Genomic DNA, 20,536 nt, shown 5'->3' with positions numbered 1-20,536 from the left:
CGGGAGCATACCGGAGTATGTGACCGGGGTGAGCAACCGCAGACAACGCCGGTACAGTGCAAAATATGAAGAAAAAAAAGCCCGCAGAAGCGGGCAACTTAATACTGGAAGCAATGTGAGCAATGTCGTGCTCTTCTTCGGTAGAGCCACCGTCGAAGCGCAGAAGAATAATAATCATTCTTATTATCATCTGTAAAGCCCTAATTGAGAATTTTTCTCATTTCCACACTAACGGTGTGATTACCCCGGCGTCGGGATGGCGAAAAAGACAGCACAATTCGCCTTAATTTGGGGAGTACCCGGCGTTTGCGATACACTCTCGCTATTGCCTCAGAATCGTTGAGTTCTATGCCAAAATTAATCCCCACGCTGCTGCTCGGTCTCAGCGTATTGAGTGCGTCTGTCTGGGCTGCACCTGCGAACGACATTCGTCAAAGCGGCTTTGTTTATTGCGTTAACGGCACGGTAAATACCTTCAATCCGCAAATGGCGAGTAGCGGTCTGGTGGTCGATACCCTCGCCGCGCAGCTTTACGACCGTCTGCTGGATGTCGATCCTTACACCTATCGCCTGGTGCCTGACCTCGCGCAGAGCTGGGAGGTGCGGGATAACGGCGCGACTTACCGTTTCCATCTGCGCAAAGATGTGCCCTTCCAGCACACCAATTGGTTCACCCCTACCCGCAATATGAATGCCGACGATGTGGTGTTCAGCTTTGCCCGCATGTTCGATCGCCAGCACCCCTGGCATAACGTCAACGGTGGCAGCTATCCCTATTTCGATAGCCTGCAATTTGCTGACTCAGTGCAGAGCGTGAAAAAACTCGACAACGATACCGTCGAAATTCGCCTGAACAGCCCGGATGCATCATTCCTGTGGCATATCGCCACCCATTACGCACCGGTGCTCTCCAAAGAGTACGCTGACAAGCTGACTGCTAAAGGCCAGCAGGAGCGACTGGATCGGGAACCGGTCGGCACCGGCCCGTTCCAGCTTAGCGAATACCGTACCGGGCAATACCTGCGCCTGGCGCGCAATCCCCACTACTGGAAAGGCGTGCCGCGTTTACAACAGGTGGTCATTGACCTCGGTGTCGGCGGGACCGGTCGCTTATCAAAATTGCTGACCGGCGAGTGTGATGTGCTGGCCTATCCTGCCGCCAGTCAGCTCAGCATTCTGCGTGACGATCCCCGCCTGCGCATGACGTTACGTCCGGGGATGAATATCGCCTATCTGGCATTTAATACCCGTAAACCGCCGCTGGATCGCCCCGAAGTCCGCCACGCGCTGGCGCTGGCAATCAATAATGAACGTCTGATGGAGTCGATTTATTACGGCACCGCCGAAACGGCGGCCTCGATTCTGCCGCGCGCGTCCTGGGCGTATGATAATGATGCGCGGGTGACCGAATACAATCCGGCCAAAGCGCGGGAGCAATTGAAAGCGCTGGGGGTGGAGAATCTCCATCTGCGGCTGGTGGTGCCGACAGCATCGCAGGCGTGGAATCCCAGCCCGCTAAAAACTGCTGAATTGTTACAGGCCGATTTGTCACAGGTGGGGGTACGCGTCACCATCGTGCCGGTTGAGGGGCGTTTTCAGGAAGCGCAACTGATGGCGATGAACCATGATATCACCCTGACCGGCTGGGCCACCGACAGCAACGATCCTGATAGCTTCTTCCGCCCGCTGTTGAGCTGTGCGGCGATTCGTTCGCAAACCAACTATGCACATTGGTGCTCGCCAGCATTTGATGAAGTGTTGCAACGCGCCCTGCTGTCACAACAGTTGTCGGCTCGCATTGAGAGTTATGATGAAGCACAGCAGATCCTGGCGCGAGAGTTGCCGGTGTTGCCACTGGCGTCATCGCTGCGATTGCAGGCGTATCGCCACGATATTAAAGGTCTGGTACTGAGTCCATTTGGCAACGCCTCGTTCGCAGGCGTTTATCGTGACGAACGCAGCGAGGAATAATCATGATCATCTATATCTTGCGTCGTCTGCTGCTACTGATCATTACGCTGTTTTTGCTGTCGCTGGTCAGCTTCAGTCTCAGTTACTTCACCCCGAATGCCCCGTTGGAAGGTGCGTCGCTGTTTGATGCCTGGTGGTTCTGGTTTAAGGGTTTGTTGCAGCTCGATTTTGGTGTTTCCAGCACCAACGGCCAATTGATTGATCTCCAGTTGCGCGAGGTTTTTCCTGCCACCCTTGAACTGTGCATTCTGGCGTTTATGTTGGCCCTGCTGGTCGGTATTCCGTTGGGGATCTGCGCCGGGGTGATGCGTAATAAGTGGCAGGACAAGGCCATCAGCGCGCTGGCACTGCTTGGCTTCTCTATGCCGGTGTTCTGGCTGGCGCTGCTGTTTACCCTGTTCTTCTCATTAACCCTCGGCTGGCTGCCGGTATCAGGGCGTTTTGATTTGCTCTACCCGGTGCAGAACGTCACCGGTTTTGCGCTGATTGACGCCTGGATAAGCCATTCACCGTGGCGTCATGAAATGTTGATGAGCGCGCTGACCCATATGATTTTGCCGGTGATCGTACTGGCGGTGGCACCCACTACCGAAGTGATTCGCCTGCTGCGCGGCAGTACCAGCGAAGTGATGGATAAGAACTATGTCAAAGCAGCGGCCACGCGGGGTTTGTCACGCTTTACCATTATCCGTCGCCATGTGCTGCATAATGCGTTGCCGCCAGTGATCCCACGTCTGGGTTTGCAGTTCTCCACCATGTTGACGCTGGCGATGATTACTGAAGTGGTATTCAACTGGCCGGGGCTGGGCCGTTGGTTGATCAACGCCATTCGCCAGCAGGATTATGCAGCGATTTCCGCTGGCGTGATGGTGGTGGGTAGCCTGGTGATTGTGGTTAATGTGTTATCTGACATTGTCGGTGCCGCACTTAATCCATTGAAACATAAGGAATGGTATGCCCTACGATAATATCTACGCCGAAAAACGGCAGCCCGGCACCTTCCGCCTTAGCTGGCAGCGTTTTTACCACGACACCAGCGCGATGATTGGTCTATACGGTTTCGGCGCGTTGCTGTTTTTGTGTCTGTTTGGCGGTTTGCTGGCCCCTTATGGCATCGACCAGCAGTTCCTGGGCTACCAGTTGCTACCGCCGTCCTGGTCCCGCTATGGCGATGTGTCGTTCTTTCTCGGCACTGACGATCTGGGCCGCGATGTATTGAGCCGTCTGCTGAGCGGTGTCGCGCCCACCGTGGGATCCGCCATTCTGGTGACATTGCTGGCCAGCTTCTGCGCCTTGTTACTCGGCGTGCTGGCGGGCATTACCCACGGTTTGCGTTCAGCGGTGATGAATCACGTACTGGATACCCTGCTGTCGATTCCGTCGCTGCTGCTGGCGATCATTGTGGTGGCGTTTCTTGGCCCGCGCCTCGAACATGCAATGCTGGCGGTATGGCTGGCGCTGATCCCGCGACTGGTGCGCGAAATCTACACCGCCGTGCATGACGAGATGGAAAAAGAGTATGTGGTGGCGTTGCGCCTTGATGGTGCGCGCAATCTGAATATTTTGTGGAACGCGGTGCTGCCGAATGTGCTGCCGCTGTTGGTCGGGGAATTTACCCGCGCCCTGTCGATGGCGATCCTTGATATCGCGGCCCTCGGCTTTCTCGATCTTGGCGCACAGCTGCCTTCGCCCGAATGGGGCGCGATGCTGGGTGACTCGCTGGAACTGATTTACGTTGCGCCCTGGACCGTGATGCTGCCCGGCGCGGCACTGATGGTGAGTGTGTTGATTGTTAACCTGCTGGGCGATGGCATCCGTCGCGCCGTAGAAGCGGGAGCTGAATAATGCCGTTACTTGATATCCGCAATCTGACCATCGAATTTATGACTGCCGAAGGGCCGGTAAAAGCCGTCGACCGCATCAACCTTACCCTCACCGAAGGCGAAGTGCGCGGTCTGGTGGGCGAATCCGGCTCCGGCAAAAGCCTGGTAGCGAAAGCCATCTGTGGCGTCACCAAAGACAACTGGCGCGTCACCGCCGACCGTATGCGTTTCGATGATATCGATTTACTGCGCCTTTCGCCGCGCGAGCGCCGTCGCATCGTCGGCCATAACGTGTCGATGATTTTCCAGGAGCCGCAATCCTGTCTTGATCCCTCAGAAAGTATTGGTCGCCAGTTGATGCAGGCCATCCCACGTTGGACCTTTAAAGGTCACTGGTATCAACGGCTGTGGTTCTGGCGCAAAGCGCGCGCCATTGAGCTGTTGCACCGCGTCGGCATCAAGGATCATAAAGACATTATGCGCAGTTTCCCCTATGAGCTGACTGAGGGGGAGTGTCAGAAGGTGATGATTGCCATCGCGCTGGCGAATCAGCCACGTCTGTTGATCGCCGATGAGCCGACTAACGCGATGGAGCCCACCACCCAGGCCCAGATCTTCCGCCTGTTAAGCCGCCTTAACCAGAACAACAACACCACCATTTTGCTGATCAGCCATGACCTACGCACCATGAGCCAGTGGGCCGATCGCATTAACGTGATGTATTGCGGCCAGACGGTAGAAACCGCGCAAAGTGAAGACCTGATGGGAACGCCCCACCATCCTTACACCCAAGCGCTGATCCGCGCGATGCCCGATTTCGGTAGCGCACTGCCGCATAAAAGCCGTCTCAATACCCTGACCGGAGCGATTCCCTCGCTGGAGCATCTGCCAATTGGCTGCCGTCTCGGGCCGCGCTGTCCCTATGCACAACGCAAATGCATTGAAACACCGCGCCTCAATGGTAACAAAGCGCATCTCTACGCCTGCCACTTCCCGCTGAATATGGAGGGCCAGTAAGCATGGAAACGCTGCTTGAAGTGCGCAACCTGAGCAAAACCTTCCGTTATCGCACCGGATTATTCCGCCGTCAGCATGTGGAAGCGGTGAAAGATGTCAGTTTTACCCTGCGCGATAAACAGACGCTGGCGATTATTGGTGAGAACGGCTCCGGCAAATCTACGCTGGCGAAGATGTTAAGTGGCATGGTCGCGCCGACTGAAGGACAGATCCTGATTGACGATCATCCGCTGGAGTATGGTGACTACGGTTATCGCAGCCAGCGCATCCGCATGATTTTTCAGGACCCGTCGACCTCACTCAATCCACGCCAGCGCGTCAGTCAGATCCTGGACTTCCCCTTACGGTTGAACACCGAGCTGGACGATGAAGAGCGCGAGAAGCGCATTATCGCCACGCTGCGCCAGGTCGGCTTGCTGCGCGATCATGCCGGGTATTACCCGCATATGCTGGCTCCGGGGCAGAAGCAACGCCTGGCACTGGCGCGTGCGCTGATCCTGCAACCAAAGGTGATTATCGCCGATGAAGCGCTGGCGTCGCTGGATATGACCATGCGCTCGCAGTTGGTTAATTTAATGCTGGAACTCCAGGAGAAGCACGGCATCTCCTATATTTATGTCACGCAGCATATCGGCATGATGAAGCACATCAGCGATCAGGTGCTGGTGATGCATCAGGGCGAGGTGGTGGAACGTGGCGGCACCGCCGATGTACTGGCCTCTCCGCTGCACGAGCTGACCAAACGGTTAATTGCCAGCCATTTTGGTGAAGCACTCACCGCCGAAGCCTGGCGGCGTGAACGTTGATTGTTCGCTGCATCGCGGAAAACGCGGTGCGATTTACCGCATTTGACAGAGACGTGCTAGAATCCGCACGTCGATTAACGTCGGTCGCACACTTTTTAATCATTGCGACCGCCAACAACAATGACCATAAGGATTACAGCTATGGGTTTTCTTTCCGGTAAGCGCATTCTGATTACTGGCGTTGCCAGTAAACTTTCCATCGCCTACGGTATTGCGCAGGCGATGCACAAACAGGGCGCAGAACTGGCTTTCACCTACCAGAACGACAAACTGAAAGGTCGTGTGGAAGAGTTTGCTAAAGAATTGGGTTCAGACATTGTTCTGCCGTGCGATGTGGCAGAAGACGAGAGCATCACTGCGCTGTTCACCGAACTGGCAAAAACCTGGCCGAAATTTGACGGTTTCGTTCACTCCATCGGTTTCGCCCCTGGCGACCAGCTGGATGGTGACTATGTCAACGCCGTTACCCGTGAAGGCTTCAAAATCGCTCACGACATCAGCGCCTACAGCTTCGTCGCGATGGCCAAAGAGTGCCGTGCGATGCTGAACCCGAATTCAGCACTGCTGACCCTGTCTTACCTGGGTGCAGAGCGCGCTATCCCGAACTACAACGTGATGGGTCTGGCGAAAGCGTCTCTGGAAGCCAACGTTCGTTATATGGCGAACGCGATGGGTCCGGAAGGCGTGCGTGTTAACGCCGTGTCTGCTGGCCCGATCCGTACTCTGGCTGCTTCAGGCATCAAAGACTTCCGTAAGATGCTGGCACACTGCGAAGCGGTTACCCCGATTCGTCGTACCGTGACTATCGAAGACGTGGGTAACTCTGCGGCTTTCCTGTGCTCCGACCTGGCCGGTGGTATCACCGGTGAAGTGGTACACGTTGATGGCGGCTTCAGCATTGCCGCGATGAACGAGCTGGAACTGAAATAAGTTCCTGAGGGCGAGCCTGGCTCGCCCTTTTCTTTTTAAATCCGCGCGATAAATCGCGCCGCTACACGCCCCCCTTATACATTCTTGCTATTAATTATCACCGATCATTCTTTTGCCCCGGACCGCCCTTCGGCGACGATAAGCTAGCCCTTTGGTGCGCCCAGAATTTTCAGATTGTGGCGACCGACACCGAGTCCGTTTTTTGCAAAAGGAATGACCATGGAACAACGGCGTTCTCCAGGCCATGACCAGTGGTTTTACGAAAGCCAGACGCGCCCGCAGCATAGCGCCGCCGCGCCGCTGGTGCCCGAGGCTGCTTATCTCGACGATCGTTTTCTGCTGGGTTTGCAGCAAGAAGCCAGTGCGTTACAGCCGCTGTTGCTGCGTTTTCAGCCGGCGCTGCTGGCAGCGCGCGATCTGAGCCAAATCCTGTTTCCCGATTCATTAACCCCCAGCCTGACCCATACGCTGACGTTGTACGACCGCCTCAGCACCGCGCTGACCGTGGCGCAGGTCGCCGGGGTGCAACGGTTGTGCAATCATTATGCGGCACGTTTAAATCCACTGCCTGGCCCTGATTCATCGCGTGAAAGCAATAACCGGCTGACGCAAATCACCCAATATGCACGCCAGCTGGCGATGCAACCTGCGTTAATTACCGCCAACAGCATCAGCGCACTGGACGCCGTTGGACTGACCGAACCGGATATTGTCACCCTGAATCAGTTGGTGGGGTTTGTCAGCTATCAGGCGCGCGTGGTGGCCGCCTTGCAGGCGATCATGGGCCTGCCGGTGCGTTGGATCCCTGGCGTATCACCGCCACCCGATGCCGATGCGGCGTTGTTTCAACCGTCTCCGGTCTGGCAGCATGCGTTAAAACCGGTAGAACTGCGTTACGCCAGCGCAGAACAACTGGCGGCCATCACCTTTTGTCAGGGGATGGAAGGTCTGGAAGACGCGGTTTGGCTGCTGGTGCATGACGCCCAGACGTTGTATGGCTGGGCAACGTTACAGCAGCGACTCAACGATCATTTTGCGCAAGATGAAGCGTTGGTGCAGGCGGTGAGCGCACGCATCCTCGGCTGCCAGCGCCAGTTCGACCGCTTCGCGGGTAGCGCACGACAGACGCTGCTCAGGGAGGTTGCCGGTGACAATCCACTGGTGACGGTGAGCGCCCAGCTGACCCGTTTACCTGAAAGGTTCAGTGCTGCCCATCTGCAACCGCTGTTGAACGCGGGCTGGAGCGCAGAGCGAATATTTACCCTGCTTCAGGCGGTGGCACTGGCAAACTGGCAGGACCGCCTGTCGATGGCGTTGGGCGAGACGCGTTAATCGGGCAAATGCCCGCGTGCCTCATCGAAGAAGTGCTGAGCCAGCGGCGTCGCCCTGCCCGGCTCAGCAATCACCAACGCCGCCTGTCGTCCCATTGGGGCGATGTCAATCGGGCGGCGTTGCAGGTTTTGCAGCATTTCCGGCAACAGATGCCCGCACGGTGACACCATCACCCCCAATCCAACCTGTGCGCTTTGCAATAGCTGCATAATTGACGCGCTTTCGACGATCACCCGTGGCAGCAACTCCCGCGCTCGCAACTGGCTGTCGAGATAACGTCGGAAATAGCGAGTTGGCTCCGCGAGACATAAAGGCTGACTGGCAAGCAGCGGCAGATCCAGCGTCTGATGTTCCAGCAACGCCGGAAAAAAGTCCGGGTTGAACACCGCCTCCACACCACTGTCCTTCAGCAGCGCGGTCTGGAAATGCAACTCGCGCAGGGCATTGAGTTCAAAAAAACCAATCCCGCCATCAACGGTATGGCTGTTGAGCGCATCCAGCAGTTGATCGGCGCTCATGGCTGACACCCGGTAGTCAAGCTGCGGATAGCGGGCTTCCACCGCCTTCAACAACGCCGGTAACGCCACGCTGCACTGCGGCATCACGCCGAGACGCAGGGTGCCATTCACGCCGTGTTTTAGCGATTCCACTTCCAGCTTCAGTCCCTGATAGACGGAAACGATCTCGCGCGCCCACGCCAGCACCCGTTCCCCTTCCGGGGTGAAGCCATCAAAATTGTTGCTGCGATTGATCAGCGATAACCCCAGCTCGCGCTCGAGGTTTTTCAGGCGCATCGACAGCGTGGGCTGGCTGACAAAGCTCGCCTCCGCCGCGCGGCCAAAATGGCGCTCGCGCTCAAGATTGCAAAGATAGATTAACTGTTTGATATCCATACTTTTTCACAAGGATTATCGTGCCACCTGGCGGGCGCGATGCAAGGCGGTCAGTGACATCATCGTCAACATCAGGCCAATCATTAATAACAATTTAAAGCTAATGGCTTTTAACAGCACGATACCCACTACGCCGCCACCGAGGAACGCCAACACCGTGAACAGATGCAGCTTCAGCCGTTCAATGTACAACGGGGCATCCTTGGGGGATTCTTTGCGCCGCAGCACATCCAGCAGCATCGCCAACTCGATACCGATGTCGGTAGAAGTGCCGGAAACGTGGGTGGTTCTGACGCGCGCGTTGGAAATCCGCGTCACCACCGCATTCTGCAATCCCAACAAAAAACTCAGGCTGAAGATCAGTTGCACGCCAGAATCGTTATTGGGAAACCAACTCTCCAGCACGCCGAGCACCAGCAAGGCAATGCCCTCAATAAAGATATTAATGGCATAGATGCCACGAATTTCACGCCGCCGCCCGGCATTGATAATCAGGGTCGAGACGGAGGAACCGGCGATAAACAGCAGGATAATCACCAGGAAAAACAGGCCGATGTGGAGATCAACTTTTGCCAGGTGATCCGACAACAGCGAGACGTTGCCGGTCATATTGGCGGAGAAAAAACCCACGGTTTCAAACGCCGCGGTGTTCAGTGCCCCGGCCACCGCCGCCAGGGTACAAGCGAGGCGGCGGTCGGTATTGTAAGTTCTGGAACTTTCAGTGCTTAACAGCATGGTATATCCCTGACTACCATCAATTTGGCTATCATCCTGCCAGCGCTGAATATTCTCAAGCGCTTTCCGGTCAGGCGACACCCAGCGCACTTTTCACCTCGTTGGCAATCTTTTCCACCTGGGGACCGTAAATCACCTGCACGTCATGCTCGCTGACTCGATTGACGCCATTGGCACCGGTGGTCATCAGTGTCTGGTCCACCACTTCATTCATCTGTTTGACGCGCACGCGCAACCGGGTAAAGCAGCAATCAACGTCCTCGATATTGGCTTCACCACCCAACCCGCTGATGATGACCCGGGTACGTTCATCGGCTGCCACCTGTACAGGTTTGTGTTCATCGTCAGATTCACGTCCCGGTGTTTCCACCCCCATACGGGTGATGACAAAGCGGAATCCGTAGTAGTAAATCGGTACGTAAATCACCCCCAACACCAGCGTCCACCACCAATGGGTTTTGCTGCCGCCGAGAATGCCGAACACCACCAAATCGATGGCACCACCCTGCACGTTTCCGATCATCAGGTGCAGCATCGACATCAACATAAACGACAACCCCATCAGCAGCGCGTGCAGGATATACAGCACCGGCGAGACGAAGATAAAGCAGAATTCCAGCGGTTCGGTAATGCCGGTGGTAAAGGAGGTCAGCGCACCGGCCAGCATCAGCGCTTTGACGCGCTGCTTATGCTCCGGGCGGGCGGTGTGGTAGATCGCCAACGCCGCCGCAGGCAAACCAAACATCATCACCGGAATTTTGCCCTGCGCCAGAAATTGCGTCGCGGTGCGCACGGTAGCATCCGAGATCGCGCCGGGATTCGTCAGCGAGGTGTTGAAAATGTTTAGCGCACCGACAATGGTTTGCCCATCAACCGTCGCCATGCCGCCAATTGGGGTGAAACGGACGGTTTCATTGAGGATATGGTGCAATCCGGTCGGGATCAGTAAGCGTTCGCAAGCGCCCAGTAAAAACGCACCGTACTGGCCGCTTTTCCCAATCATCTGCCCCACCCAGGCGATGGCGGCACCGATGGTCGGCCAAATCAACGCCAGCAACACCCCGATCAACGGCAACACCACGATGGTGACAATCGGTACAAAGCGTCGCCCGCCAAAAAAGCTAATGGCGGTGGGGAGTTGCTGAGTATAGAAACGGTTGTGCAGCGCCACGGTGGTAAGCCCCGCAATCACGCCTCCCAGCACGCTCATGTTGTAGGTGAAGATGCCCAGCATCTCGATATATTCCGCTGAGGTCATCATCGCGGTGGTCTGATCCATCCCCGCCTGTTGCAGCGCCTGCGGCGTGGTGGTGGCGGCTGTCAGCCCTTTGGCAGCCAGCGTGGTGCTGATGCCGACATTCATGGCGATATAGCCAATCACGGCGGCAAAGGCGGCGGTGGGCTTCTCTGCTGTTGCCAGTCCAATCGCACTGGCAACAGCAAAGAACACCGGGAGGTTGGCGAACAACGCGCCCGCCACTTTACGGATAAAACCAATGATCAACTGCGGCACCTGCATCTGCACGAAGGCGTCACCGGTGATCGCCGGATTCTGCATGGCGGCGGCAAGTCCGAGGAAGATCCCGGCAGCGGCAATCACCGAGATGGGCATCATCAAGGCTTTACCGAAAGCGTGAATTTGGCTGGCCAAAGGCTTCATGGTTCAGTTCCTTGCAATAATTGAAAGTACAATTATTAGCCAGTTATCGACATCGCACGTAACCGCACCGCGTTGGCGATCCGCCAAAGTTTGAACTGGCTCACGCTTCTGTCCGTTTTACGCGATAAACGCCACCTATCGCACCATTAAGTCAATCAATTAGACAACTTTTGCTGTCAGTCGCAAACTTCTTGCCAACAGTCGTCATATCCTGATAACAACTCCTAAACAATAAGCCTGCATCTACTATGAAATTTAAACGTAAAATTCAGCCCTACCGCGCTGCTGCTGGTGGATGGGGCTCTTTGGAAGCGACCACCCGTTTTGTCCTTGACAGTAAAGCTGCCCTGAAAAACATGCGTAACCTGTTGCGCATGAATAAAGCGCGCGGCTTTGATTGCCCCGGCTGCGCGTGGGGCGATGACAACAAAAGTACTTTTAGTTTCTGTGAGAACGGTGCCAAAGCGGTCACCTGGGAAGCAACCCGCCGTGTGGTTGAGCCGGCGTTCTTTGCCCAGCACAGCGTCAGCACGCTGTATCAACAAAGTGATTATTTCCTCGAATATCAGGGCCGTCTGACCCACCCGTTACGTTACAACCGCGAAACCGACCATTATGAGCCAATCAGCTGGGACGACGCTTTCGCGCTGGTTGCCAGCCATTTACAGGCGATGGACAATCCCGACCAGATGGAGCTGTATACCTCCGGTCGCGCCAGTAACGAAGCGTCCTGGCTGTATCAATTGTTTGGTCGCCTGATGGGTACCAACAACTTCCCCGACTGCTCCAACATGTGCCACGAAGCCAGTGGCTCCGGCCTGAAACGCAGTATCGGCGTGGGTAAAGGCACCATTCGTCTCGACGATTTTGATCATGCAGATGCGATTTTCGTCTTCGGTCAGAATCCGGGGACTAACCACCCGCGTATGCTGCACAGCCTGCGCCATGCCGCCGACCACGGCGCACGCATCGTCACCTTTAATACCCTGCGTGAGCGTGGTCTGGAGCGTTTTGCCGATCCACAAAAACCGCTGGAAGTGGTGACCTCGATGGCCGGCACCATCAGCTCCGCCTATTACCAGCCGAATCTCGGCGGTGATATGGCTGCGATTCGCGGCATGGTGAAAACGCTGCTGGAAACCCATCGCGCGCTGCTTGCCGCCGGGGAAAAAGGTCTGTTTGACGAAACCTTTATCAACGCCGCCACACAGGGCGTTGAAGCTTACCTGGCAGCGGTGGATAACACCCGCTGGGAAGATATTGTGCGTCAGTCCGGTCTGAGCGAAGCGCAGATCCGCGAAGCCGCCGCCATTTACCAAAGTGCTGACCGGGTGATCTGTACCTGGGCGATGGGCATCACCCAGCACAAGCATTCGGTGGATACGGTGCGTGAAATCGTTAACCTGCAACTGCTATTTGGTCAGCTCGGCAAAAAAGGCGCGGGCCTGTGTCCGGTTCGTGGCCACAGTAACGTGCAGGGCAACCGTACCATGGGCATTGACGAGAAGCCGAGTAAACCCTTCCTCGATGCGTTAGGTCAGCATTTTGATTTTGAACCACCGCGTGAGCACGGCCACAACACCGTTGAGGCGCTGAACGCCATGCTGCGTGATGAAGTGAAGGTGTTGATCGCGCTGGGTGGTAACCTGGCAGCCGCCGCACCGGACTCGCCGCTGACGGAAGAAGCGCTGCAACGTTGTGGTCTGACGGTGCATATCAGCACCAAGCTCAACCGCAGCCATCTGGTGCCGGGCCATGAGGGCTTGATTCTGCCGACGCTGGGCCGCACCGAGCGCGATCGTCAGGCAACCGGTAACCAGTTTATCACCGTGGAAGACTCCTTCAGCATGGTGCACGCTTCTGAGGGCGTAGGCATTCCGCTGGCGGATACCCAACGTTCTGAAACCGCGATTGTCGCTGGTATCGCTCATGCCACTCTCGGCAGCGATAAAGTGGACTGGCTGGCGCTGGCCGGGGATTACAATCTGATCCGCGATCATATTGCCGCCACCATCCCTGGCTTTGCCGACTTCAACACCAAATGCGACCTCCCGGGTGGTTTCTACCTCGGTAACGCTGCCGCCGAATTGCGTTTCAACACTCCGTCGCAGAAGGCGGAGTTCAGCAATGCCGCCCTGCCCAGCTCGTTGTTCCCGCAGTTGGGCGATGTGGAAGTGCCGTTTACGCTGCAAACCTTGCGTTCACATGACCAGTACAACACCACCATTTACGGCCTCGATGACCGTTATCGTGGTGTCTACGGCCAGCGTGAAGTGGTGTTTATTCACCCGGATGATATGCAGGCACTGGGCTTCACTGAAGGCCAACTGGTGGATATCGAAACCCTGTGGAACGACGGTTTGACCCGTCGCGTCAGCGGTTTTAAATTGGTGCCCTACAATATTCCGCGTGGCAACCTGGCGGCGTATTACCCGGAAACCAACCCACTTGTCCCGCTTTCCAGCTACGGTGACGGCAGCGGCACACCGACCTCAAAATCGGTGCCGGTCAAACTGGCGTTAACTGCCGCCGTACCCACCCAACGTATTGCCTGATCTGAAGGTTATCAGAAGGTAAAAAAGCCGCGTTAAGCGGCTTTTTACCCTGTTTTGGCCTTGCCGCGCGGGCATGATTCGCGTAAAACTGTCAGCCGCTCTTAGGCCACGAAACTAAATAAATTATGTTCCAGGATAACCCGCTGCTCGCGCAGCTGAAAGAGAAGCTCCACGCGCAGACGCCGCGCGCCGAAGGCGTGGTGAAAGGCACGGAAAAAGGTTTTGGCTTTCTGGAGGTTGATGCTCAGAAAAGCTACTTCATTCCACCGCCACAAATGAAGAAAGTGATGCACGGCGACCGCATCGTTGCTGTGATCCACACCGATAAAGATCGCGAAAGTGCCGAGCCGGAAAGCCTGGTTGAGCCATTCCTGACGCGTTTTGTCGGCCGCGTACAGAAGAAAGATGATCGCCTGTCTATCGTGCCGGATCATCCGCTGCTGAAAGATGCTATCCAGTGCCGTGCTGCCCGTGGCGTGACCCACGATTTCCAGGCCGGTGACTGGGCCGTGGCTGAAATGCGTCGCCATCCTCTGAAAGGCGATCGTGGCTTTTATGCCGAACTGACCGAATTTATTACCACTGCGAATGACCATCTGGCACCGTGGTGGGTCACGCTGTCGCGCCACAACCTGGAGCGTGAAGCGCCGGAAGTCGGTTTTGGTGAGATGATTGATGAGCATCTGACGCGTGAAGACCTGACCGCGCTCGATTTCGTCACCATCGACAGCGCCAGCACCGAAGATATGGACGATGCGCTGTACGCAGAAGAGACTGCCGAAGGTAACCTGCTGCTGACTATCGCCATTGCCGATCCTACCGCTTATGTGCCGGAAGGCAGCGCGCTGGACAAACTGGCCGCGAAACGCGCCTTCACTAACTATCTGCCGGGCTTCAACATCCCGATGCTGCCGCGTGAACTGTCCGATGACGTTTGCTCGCTGCGCCCGAATGTACGCCGTCCGGCGCTGGCGTGCCGCGTCACCGTGTTGAAAGACGGTAGCCTCGCCGACGATATCCATTTCTTTGCCGCCTGGATCGAATCCAAAGCTAAGCTGGTCTATGACGAAGTATCAGACTGGCTGGAAAACAACGGTAGCTGGCAGCCCGCCAGTGATGCCATTGCCCAACAGATTCGTCTGCTGCATCGTCTGTGTCTGGCGCGCGGCGACTGGCGTCAAACTCACGCCCTGGTGTTCAAAGACCGTCCGGATTACCGCTTTGTCTTGGGTGAAAAAGGTGAAGTGCTGGATATCATTGCCGAGCCTCGCCGCATCGCGAACCGTATCGTAGAAGAAGCGATGATCCTCGCGAACGTCTGTGCCGCCCGCGTGCTGCAACAGAAGCTGGGCTTCGGTATCTATAACGTGCATACCGGTTTCGACCTCGCCAACGCCGAACAGGCAGCAGGCGTGTTGGCCGGACACGGTATCACCGTTGATGCGCAGGCCATCACTACGCTGGACGGTTTCCGTCAGCTGCGCCGTGAGCTGGATGCCCAGCCGACCCAGTATCTCGACAGCCGTATCCGTCGTTTCCAGGCCTTTGCTGAAATCAGCACCGAGCCAGGCCCGCACTTTGGCCTTGGTCTTGAGGCTTACGCCACCTGGACCTCACCCATCCGTAAGTTCGGCGATATGATTAACCATCGCCTGCTGAAAGCCATTATTCGCGGTGAAGCGATCAATCGCCCGCAGGATGATGTGACCGTGACCATGAGCGAACGTCGCCGCCTGAACCGTATGGCCGAGCGCGATGTCGGTGACTGGTTGTACGCGCGTTTCCTCGCGCCGTTTGCCGGTGGCGATCGCAAGTTCAGCGCAGAAATCATCGACGTTTCCCGTGGTGGTATGCGTGTGCGTCTGCTGGAGAATGGCGCGGTAGCCTTTATCCCTGCCCCGTTCATCCACGCGGTGCGTGATGAGCTGGTGTGTTCCCAGGAAAACGGCACCGTGCAGATCAAAGGTGAAGTCGTTTATCGCGTCACCGATGTGATCGACGTGACCATCGCCGAAGTGCGTATGGAAACGCGTAGTGTCGTGGCACGTCCCGCTGCCTGAGTATGAAAACCTGCGGGATAACAACGTTATCCCGCAGATTGCACTAACCGTAGCGGCGCGATTTATCGCGCATTTTTTCTGGAAACGCCAACGGAATTGCGCGATAAATCGCGCCGCTACGGATTCCTGCTTTTAAGTAATTGTTAAATTTGCTCCTCGCTTCACACTTCTTCATCGATTCGCTGTCGCTTACATTCCATTACATTATTTTTAACTTGTTGTATTCGATCGTTTATTTTTCCCGGTCCCTACAAGGAGTTAACTCATGAACAACGTCAAAACCGGATTGATCTGGTTAGCGGTGGCGTTAATTGGTGCGGCGTCGTTCGCCATGCTGGCGCTAAGCCGTGGTGAACACGTCAATGCCGTCTGGCTGGTGATTGCCGCCGTGGCGTGCTACAGCATCGCTTATCGCTTTTACAGCCTGTTTATTGCCCGCCGTATTTTCGAACTGGACGATCGCCGCCGTACACCGGCGGAGCGCTTTAACGATGGTCTGGATTACGTGCCTACCAACAAGTGGGTGCTGTTCGGCCACCACTTTGCCGCCATTGCCGGTGCTGGCCCGCTGGTCGGCCCGATCCTCGCGGCACAAATGGGTTTCCTGCCAGGCACCATCTGGATTCTGGTCGGTGTGATGCTGGCTGGCGCAGTACAGGATTTCCTCGTGCTGTTTATCTCCACCCGCCGCGATGGGCGTTCGCTGGGTGAAATGGCGCGCCAGGAACTCGGCAGTTTTGCCGGGGTGATCACCATGCTTGGCGCACTCGGGGTGATGATCATTATTCTTTCGGCCCTGGCGTTGGTGGTGGTCAAAGCGCTGGCGAACAGCCCCTGGGGGTTGTTCACCATCGCCGCGACTATCCCGATTGCGCTGTTTATGGGCGTGTATATGCGCTTTCTGCATCCGGGAAAAATCGCTGAGGTATCGATTATTGGTTTTGTACTGATGATGGCGGCGATTATTTTTGGCGGTGATATCGCACAACATCCCTTCTGGGGACCGTTCTTCACCCTGAAAGGCACGGAACTCACCTGGGTGCTGGTGATTTATGGTTTTGTTGCCTCATCGCTGCCGGTATGGCTGCTGCTGGCACCGCGTGACTATCTCTCTACCTTCCTGAAAATTGGTGTGATTATCGGTCTGGCGATCGGCATTTTGTTTGCCATGCCAGAACTGAAAATGCCTGCGGTGACTAAATTTATCGATGGTAGCGGCCCGGTGTTTTCCGGGGCGCTGTTCCCGTTCCTGTTTATCACCATCGCCTGTGGCGCGATTTCTGGTTTCCATGCGTTAGTCTCCAGCGGCACCACGCCGAAACTGGTGGAACGTGAAAGCCATATTCGTTTTATTGGCTATGGCGCGATGCTGATGGAATCCTTTGTCGCCATCATGGCGCTGATTTGCGCGTCGGTGCTGGATCCGGGCGTCTACTTTGCCATGAACGCCCCGGCGGCGCTGATTGGCACCACCGTGGAAAACGCGTCGCAGGTGATTAATGGCTGGGGTTTTGTCGTCACACCGGAAATGCTGACCACCATCGCTTCTGAAGTGGGTGAGAAGACCATCCTGTCCCGTGCGGGTGGTGCGCCAACCTTCGCCGTAGGAATGGCACATATCATTACTGAGGTGTTCAACAGCCGCGCCATGATGGCGTTCTGGTATCACTTCGCCATTCTGTTCGAAGCCTTGTTTATCCTTACCGCCGTGGACGCTGGTACGCGTGCCTGCCGTTTTATGGTGCAGGATTTGGTCGGCACCGTGGTGCCTTCACTTGCCAATAACCGTTCATGGCTCGGCAATATGGCGGGAACCACCGTGGCTGTTGCGGGTTGGGGTTTCTTTGTCTATCAGGGCGTGGTCGATCCCCTGGGCGGCATCAACACCTTGTGGCCATTGTTCGGTATTGGTAACCAGATGCTGGCGTCGATGGCGCTGATTCTCGGCACCGTGGTGCTGTTTAAGATGAAGAAACAGCGTTACGCGTGGGTGACGATTCTGCCAACTGCCTGGTTGTTTATCACCTCAATGACCGCCGGATGGCAAAAGATTTTCCATGAAAAACCGTCGATTGGTTTCCTTGCCCAGGCGAATAAGTTCCGCAAAGGTCTGGATGAGGGCGTGATTATCGCACCCGCGAAAACCGTCGCTGATATGCAAACCATCGTGTTCAGCAACCAGATTAACGCCCTGCTGTGCGGTTTCTTCATGCTGGTGGCTGTCACCATGTTGATCGCGGCCTTCTTTGTCATTCGCCGGGCGCTGCACAGTGACGTGCCGACCGTGCATGAGGCACCGGTGTCGTTGCGTAAGGAGGTGCGTAATGTCTGAAGCGATTTTAGCCTGGCGTAAACCGGCCGGGCGCTGGCAGATAAATCAGTGTCTGCCGCTGGGCGAGCCGCCGCGCACCCGCTGGCAAAAAATCTGGCGTGGCTTGCAGCAGAGCTTTCGCTTAATGGTCGGCGTACACGATTATCAAAATTATCTACAGCATATGCGTCTGCATCATCCCGAACAGCCCCCGATGAGTGAACGCGAATTTTATCGTTACTGCCTCGACGCCCGCTTTCCCAGCCAGCCAGGAAAATTGGGTAAGTGCCCGTGTTAATCCTGTTTAGCCCCAAATTTTTGGGGCTTTTTCGTGCCATTCATTTATCTAAACAAAAATATATTTGGATTGCATCTTGTGCTTACGCAAGAGGATGAATACTGTTGCTAAAATAATGAGATACCGCCTGCTGAGAACTCCCTGGAGGAAGTTTCCATGACCGATGAACAAGGGCAAACGTTGCTATACACCTTGTTTGGCACCACCAGCCCTCATTGGCGTCTGACTGCGGACAGCGATGCTTTACATTTTGCCGAAGAGGAAAATGCTCATACCAATCTGGCCGTTCCGCTAACCCCGGCACAGGCGAGTTTGTTGCGCGCCATGACCGTGATTACCTCCAGCATCAACCTGACGCTGTCGCTGCATGGCGTACCGGTACCGATGCATTTTGTCGGTCGTAAAGTGAACCAGGCGACGTGGGCAGGCACCGCATCAGCCTGGGGAGACACCTCTTCTGTCGCACGCGATTTGACGCTGGGCCTGTCGTTTGCCGAGCAAGTAGTTTCCGAGGCCAACTCGGTGATCGTTATCCTCGACCAGCGAGGTAACATTCAACGTTTTAATCGGTTAAGTGAAGAATACACTGGCCTGAAAGAACACGAAGTGATTGGCCGTAATGTGTTCCAGCTATTCATGACCAAACAGGAAGCCCAGGCCTCCCGCCGCAACATCGCCGGATTTTTTCGCGACGGCAACTCTTATGAAGTGGAACGCTGGATCAAAACCAAGAAAGGTCAGCGACTGTTTCTGTTTCGTAATAAGTTCGTTCACAGCGGCAGCGGAAAAAATGAAATTTTCCTCATCTGTTCAGGAACGGATATTACCGAGGAGCGCCGGGCCCAGGAGCGTCTGCGCGTGCTGGCCAACACCGATACGGTGACCGGGTTACCCAATCGCAATGCCATCCATCAGCAAATTAGCCTGGCACTTGAAACGGCGAAAGGCACGCAAACCGGCGTGGTGTATCTCGACTTAGACAATTTCAAGAAGGTGAATGACGCCTACGGGCACATGTTCGGTGACCAGTTACTTCAGGCGGTTTCGCTGGCGATCCTTAGCTGCCTCGGCAAAGATCAAACCCTGGCACGCCTCGGCGGTGACGAGTTTGTGGTACTGGCAGAAAATACCAGCCAGGCGGCGCTGGAAGCGATGGCTTCGCGGATCCTCGAACGGCTGCGTCAGCCTTTTCGCATCGGACTGATTGAGGTTTACAGCGGCTGCTCGCTCGGTATCGCCCTTGCCCCCTTGCATGGCGAAGACCGTGAAAGCCTGATCCGCAATGCCGATACCGCCATGTATCACGCCAAAGAAAATGGTCGCGGTAAGTTTTGCGTGTTTGCCAGCGAAATGAATCAACGCGTGTTTGAGTATCTGTGGCTGGATACCAATCTGCGTAAAGCCCTGGACCAGGATCACCTGGTGGTGTATTACCAACCGAAAATCGACCGTGATGGCGAGGTGCGCAGTGCCGAAGCGCTGGTACGCTGGAATTCGCCGGAGCGTGGCCTGGTGCCGCCAGGTGATTTTATTGCTTATGCGGAAGAATCCGGTCTGATTGTGCCGCTGGGGCGCTGGGTGATGCTGAATGTGTTGCAGCAGGTGATTGCGTGGCGCAAAGAAGGGATCTGGTTGCGGGTGGCAGTGAATGTTTCAGCCAAGCAATTGATTGATCAGAGTATCTATAGCGATCTGAAGCAGGCCCTGATTGAGAGTGGCATCAAGGATTGCCCGATTGATATCGAACTGACTGAAAGCTGCCTGATCGAGAACGAAGCCGATGCACTGAAACTGATGAAACAGTTTCAGGAGCTGGGGGCACAGGTGCATCTTGACGATTTCGGGACCGGTTACTCTTCCCTGTCGCAGTTGGCGCGAGTACCGATTGACGCCATCAAGCTGGACCAGAGTTTTATTCGTAATATCAATAAGCAACCGGTGGCACAGTCACTGGTGCGTGCCATTATGGCTGTGGCCAAAGCCCTGGAGTTGCAGGTGATTGCCGAGGGTATTGAAACCAAAGCCGAAGAAAAATTTGTGATGGCTAACGGCGTCGATGGGCGTCAGGGTTATTTTTACGCAAAACCAATGCCCGCAGACCAGCTCGGGCATTGGCTGGCTAAGCATCCTGCCCGCGTTTAACGC

15 protein-coding genes and 1 pseudogene are annotated in these 20,536 nt (G+C 55.8%); 13 read left to right on the top strand and 3 right to left on the bottom strand.

Annotation, left to right across the window (positions count from 1 at the left end):
* From L579_RS24135 to L579_RS04620, 8 genes and pseudogenes are all read left to right on the top strand, one after another.
* Positions 1-196 (top strand): annotated as a pseudogene (locus tag L579_RS24135) (hypothetical protein); the annotation flags it as partial.
* A gap of 152 nt (positions 197-348) precedes the next feature.
* Positions 349-1,971 carry an ABC transporter substrate-binding protein SapA gene (gene sapA / locus L579_RS04650; RefSeq protein WP_021183123.1) on the top strand — a complete coding sequence of 541 codons (1,623 nt, stop codon included), beginning with the start codon at positions 349-351 and terminating at the stop codon, positions 1,969-1,971.
* A gap of 2 nt (positions 1,972-1,973) precedes the next feature.
* Positions 1,974-2,939, top strand: a complete 966-nt coding sequence (gene sapB / locus L579_RS04645; protein WP_021183122.1) for a putrescine export ABC transporter permease SapB — start codon at positions 1,974-1,976, stop codon at positions 2,937-2,939.
* Positions 2,926-3,816 (top strand): putrescine export ABC transporter permease SapC, encoded by an 891-nt coding sequence (gene sapC, locus L579_RS04640; protein ID WP_021183121.1) that lies wholly within the window; start codon positions 2,926-2,928, stop codon positions 3,814-3,816. Before sapB ends, sapC begins: the two co-directional genes overlap by 14 nt.
* Positions 3,816-4,811, top strand: a complete 996-nt coding sequence (gene sapD, locus L579_RS04635) for a putrescine export ABC transporter ATP-binding protein SapD (protein ID WP_021183120.1) — start codon at positions 3,816-3,818, stop codon at positions 4,809-4,811. The genes sapC and sapD overlap by 1 nt, the downstream gene beginning before the upstream one ends.
* Before the next feature lie 2 nt (positions 4,812-4,813).
* A complete protein-coding gene (gene sapF, locus L579_RS04630) occupies positions 4,814-5,617 on the top strand; it encodes a putrescine export ABC transporter ATP-binding protein SapF (RefSeq protein ID WP_021183119.1) in 804 nt (267 codons plus the stop codon).
* Between the two features lie 141 nt (positions 5,618-5,758).
* Complete coding sequence (gene fabI, locus L579_RS04625) at positions 5,759-6,547, top strand: enoyl-ACP reductase FabI (RefSeq protein WP_021183118.1); 789 nt, start codon at positions 5,759-5,761, stop codon at positions 6,545-6,547.
* 219 nt (positions 6,548-6,766) lie between these two features.
* Entirely contained in the window at positions 6,767-7,879 is a 1,113-nt protein-coding gene (locus tag L579_RS04620; RefSeq protein ID WP_021183117.1) for a CMD domain-containing protein, read from the top strand.
* Here L579_RS04620 and L579_RS04615 read toward each other — a convergent pair.
* The 3 genes from L579_RS04615 to L579_RS04605 form a co-directional block, all read right to left on the bottom strand.
* On the bottom strand, positions 7,876-8,772 hold the full coding sequence (locus tag L579_RS04615; RefSeq protein ID WP_021183116.1) for a LysR family transcriptional regulator: 897 nt from the start codon (positions 8,770-8,772) through the stop codon (positions 7,876-7,878). The two genes, L579_RS04620 and L579_RS04615, sit on opposite strands and share 4 nt — an antisense overlap.
* Before the next feature lie 15 nt (positions 8,773-8,787).
* Positions 8,788-9,507, bottom strand: a complete 720-nt coding sequence (locus tag L579_RS04610) for a YoaK family protein (RefSeq protein WP_036625134.1) — start codon at positions 9,505-9,507, stop codon at positions 8,788-8,790.
* Between the two features lie 70 nt (positions 9,508-9,577).
* Positions 9,578-11,167 (bottom strand): PTS transporter subunit EIIC, encoded by a 1,590-nt coding sequence (locus tag L579_RS04605; protein WP_021183114.1) that lies wholly within the window; start codon positions 11,165-11,167, stop codon positions 9,578-9,580.
* A 248-nt stretch (positions 11,168-11,415) separates the two neighbouring features.
* Here L579_RS04605 and L579_RS04600 point away from each other — a divergent pair, with 248 nt between their 5' ends.
* The 5 genes from L579_RS04600 (at position 11,416) to pdeR (ending at position 20,533) form a co-directional block, all read left to right on the top strand.
* Positions 11,416-13,722 carry an FdhF/YdeP family oxidoreductase gene (locus tag L579_RS04600; RefSeq protein ID WP_036625062.1) on the top strand — a complete coding sequence of 769 codons (2,307 nt, stop codon included), beginning with the start codon at positions 11,416-11,418 and terminating at the stop codon, positions 13,720-13,722.
* Positions 13,723-13,847: 125 nt separating this feature from the next.
* The gene (locus L579_RS04595) at positions 13,848-15,782 is read left to right on the top strand and encodes an exoribonuclease II (RefSeq protein ID WP_021183112.1); all 1,935 of its coding nucleotides are present in this window, start codon (positions 13,848-13,850) and stop codon (positions 15,780-15,782) included.
* 265 nt (positions 15,783-16,047) lie between these two features.
* Entirely contained in the window at positions 16,048-18,114 is a 2,067-nt protein-coding gene (locus L579_RS04590; protein WP_021183110.1) for a carbon starvation CstA family protein, read from the top strand.
* Positions 18,107-18,391, top strand: coding sequence for a YbdD/YjiX family protein (locus L579_RS04585; RefSeq protein WP_021183109.1), 285 nt, complete (start codon positions 18,107-18,109; stop codon positions 18,389-18,391). The genes L579_RS04590 and L579_RS04585 overlap by 8 nt, the downstream gene beginning before the upstream one ends.
* 156 nt (positions 18,392-18,547) lie before the next feature.
* Positions 18,548-20,533 (top strand): cyclic di-GMP phosphodiesterase, encoded by a 1,986-nt coding sequence (gene pdeR / locus L579_RS04580; protein ID WP_021183108.1) that lies wholly within the window; start codon positions 18,548-18,550, stop codon positions 20,531-20,533.
* Positions 20,534-20,536: the final 3 nt, after the last annotated feature.

The sequence above is a fragment of the Pantoea sp. AS-PWVM4 genome, assembly GCF_000468095.1.
Classification (GTDB): domain Bacteria; phylum Pseudomonadota; class Gammaproteobacteria; order Enterobacterales; family Enterobacteriaceae; genus Pantoea; species Pantoea phytobeneficialis.
The sequence above is the reverse complement of the archived record's forward strand: the minus strand, read 5'-3'. Positions and strand labels throughout refer to the sequence as shown.

What these genes read in the sequence shown, in the direction of transcription:
- sapA (WP_021183123.1), top strand. Translation starts at nt 349, where the DNA reads ATGCCAAAATTAATCCCCACGCTGCTGCTCGGTCTCAGCGTATTGAGT.
- sapB (WP_021183122.1), top strand. Translation starts at nt 1,974, where the DNA reads ATGATCATCTATATCTTGCGTCGTCTGCTGCTACTGATCATTACGCTG.
- sapC (WP_021183121.1), top strand. Translation starts at nt 2,926, where the DNA reads ATGCCCTACGATAATATCTACGCCGAAAAACGGCAGCCCGGCACCTTC.
- sapD (WP_021183120.1), top strand. Translation starts at nt 3,816, where the DNA reads ATGCCGTTACTTGATATCCGCAATCTGACCATCGAATTTATGACTGCC.
- sapF (WP_021183119.1), top strand. Translation starts at nt 4,814, where the DNA reads ATGGAAACGCTGCTTGAAGTGCGCAACCTGAGCAAAACCTTCCGTTAT.
- fabI (WP_021183118.1), top strand. Translation starts at nt 5,759, where the DNA reads ATGGGTTTTCTTTCCGGTAAGCGCATTCTGATTACTGGCGTTGCCAGT.
- L579_RS04620 (WP_021183117.1), top strand. Translation starts at nt 6,767, where the DNA reads ATGGAACAACGGCGTTCTCCAGGCCATGACCAGTGGTTTTACGAAAGC.
- L579_RS04615 (WP_021183116.1), bottom strand. Translation starts at nt 8,772, where the DNA reads ATGGATATCAAACAGTTAATCTATCTTTGCAATCTTGAGCGCGAGCGC.
- L579_RS04610 (WP_036625134.1), bottom strand. Translation starts at nt 9,507, where the DNA reads ATGCTGTTAAGCACTGAAAGTTCCAGAACTTACAATACCGACCGCCGC.
- L579_RS04605 (WP_021183114.1), bottom strand. Translation starts at nt 11,167, where the DNA reads ATGAAGCCTTTGGCCAGCCAAATTCACGCTTTCGGTAAAGCCTTGATG.
- L579_RS04600 (WP_036625062.1), top strand. Translation starts at nt 11,416, where the DNA reads ATGAAATTTAAACGTAAAATTCAGCCCTACCGCGCTGCTGCTGGTGGA.
- L579_RS04595 (WP_021183112.1), top strand. Translation starts at nt 13,848, where the DNA reads ATGTTCCAGGATAACCCGCTGCTCGCGCAGCTGAAAGAGAAGCTCCAC.
- L579_RS04590 (WP_021183110.1), top strand. Translation starts at nt 16,048, where the DNA reads ATGAACAACGTCAAAACCGGATTGATCTGGTTAGCGGTGGCGTTAATT.
- L579_RS04585 (WP_021183109.1), top strand. Translation starts at nt 18,107, where the DNA reads ATGTCTGAAGCGATTTTAGCCTGGCGTAAACCGGCCGGGCGCTGGCAG.
- pdeR (WP_021183108.1), top strand. Translation starts at nt 18,548, where the DNA reads ATGACCGATGAACAAGGGCAAACGTTGCTATACACCTTGTTTGGCACC.